Annotated in this window: 2 protein-coding genes; one reads left to right on the top strand and one right to left on the bottom strand. The window is 72.5% G+C overall.

The features are described 5' to 3' along the window. Positions 1–783: FAD-dependent oxidoreductase (locus VGD85_RS12035; RefSeq protein WP_331063683.1), on the bottom strand; the 783-nt coding region annotated here is incomplete at its 3' end. A gap of 35 nt (positions 784–818) precedes the next feature. On the opposite strand from VGD85_RS12035, the gene VGD85_RS12030 reads away from it, so the two are divergent. After that, positions 819–1,522: 2-keto-4-pentenoate hydratase (locus VGD85_RS12030; RefSeq protein ID WP_331063682.1), on the top strand; the 704-nt coding region annotated here is incomplete at its 3' end.

Here is a 1,522-nt window from a genome sequence, read left to right as displayed (position 1 = left end):
CCGGACCACCTGCTCCACGCCGTCGCGCAGCACGCGTACGCCGACGACCCGGCCGTCCTCGAGCACCAGGTCACGGAGCTCGGTGTCGTAGTGCACCGGCACGCCGGCGTCCATCAGGCCCTTGCGCAGCCCGATCGCGATCGCGTTGCCCATCGCGTACATCCTCTGGCCGCGCACGAGGCTCACGATCCGGCGCAGCAGCACCTTGGCCATGGTCAGGGGGCCGCGCAGCGTGCGCAGGCCGAGGCTGATCTTCCGGAAGTCGGCCTGGGTGACGATCATGTTCGCCGGCGCCTTGGTGTACTGCGGGTGCAGCCGTTCGAGCTCGTCGCCGAGGAACCGGGCGTCCATCGGGATCGGCTCCGCGGACCGTCCGGCGGCCCGGCCGCCCGGCGCCTCGGGGTGGTAGTCGGCGTACTGAGGGACCCAGGTGAAGCGCAGCGGGGTCCTCTCCTTGATGAACTCCATGACCTCGGGCCCGCGCTCGAGGTAGGTGTCGCGGCGCACCTTGGGCACCAGGTCGCCGACGATCGAGTCGAGGTAGAGCTTGGCGTTCTCGAGCGGGTCGGCCTGACCGGCCGCCTCGAGGGCGTAGTTGCCCGGGATCCACACCCCGCCGCCGCTGCGCGCGGTCGAGCCGCCGAAGTACGCGCTCTTCTCCAGCAGCACCGTCTCGAGGCCGCGCGCGGCCGCTGCGAGCGCGGCCGTCATGCCGGCGCCGCCGGCGCCGACCACGACGACGTCGACGCTCTCCGGGAGCGGGCCCGGCAGGGGGGTCGTCATGGCGAGAAACTGTAACAGGTTCTACTATCGGTCACGTGACCTCCCAGGACTCGATCGCTGTCTCGATCACGGCAGCGGTGGCCCGACTCTCCCAGGCCCAGGCCACCGGTGTCCCGTGCGCGCCGGTCCGCGACCTCATCGGCACCGACGACCTGGACGCGGCGTACGCCGTGCAGCAGGGTCTCGTGCGGGCCCGGATCGCCGGGGGAGCGCACGTGGTGGGGCGCAAGATCGGCGCCACGTCGAAGGCGGTCCAGGACCAGCTGGGCGTCGACCAGCCCGACTTCGGCTATCTCCTCGACGACATGGACGTCTCGCCGCGCGGGGCGGACGAGCCCATCTCGATGCGCACGCTGCTGCAGCCGCGGGTGGAGGCCGAGGTGGCGTTCGTGCTCGCGCGCGACCTCGACCTGCCCGAGGAGGAGCTGACGATCGACGCCGTCCGGGAGGCGGTGCAGGTCGCGCTGCCGGCTCTCGAGATCGTCGACTCGCGCATCGACCAGTGGGCCATCGGCTTCACCGACACCGTCGCCGACAACGCCTCCAGCGGGCTGTTCGTCGTCGGCACCGACGGCCGGAGCCTCGACGAGCTCGAGCCGCGCGAGGTCGTCATGTCGCTGACGATCAACGGCGAGGGGCGCTCGGCCGGCACCGGCGCCGCCTGCCTCGGCGACCCGCTGCGCGCGGGCCACCTGATCCTGTCCGGGGCCCTGGGCCCGTTCGTGCCGTTCGCCCCGGG

The sequence above is a fragment of the Nocardioides sp. genome (assembly GCF_036401255.1).
Classification (GTDB): domain Bacteria; phylum Actinomycetota; class Actinomycetes; order Propionibacteriales; family Nocardioidaceae; genus Nocardioides.
Note: the sequence above shows the minus strand (reverse complement) of the source record. Positions and strands in the feature narration are given on the sequence as shown.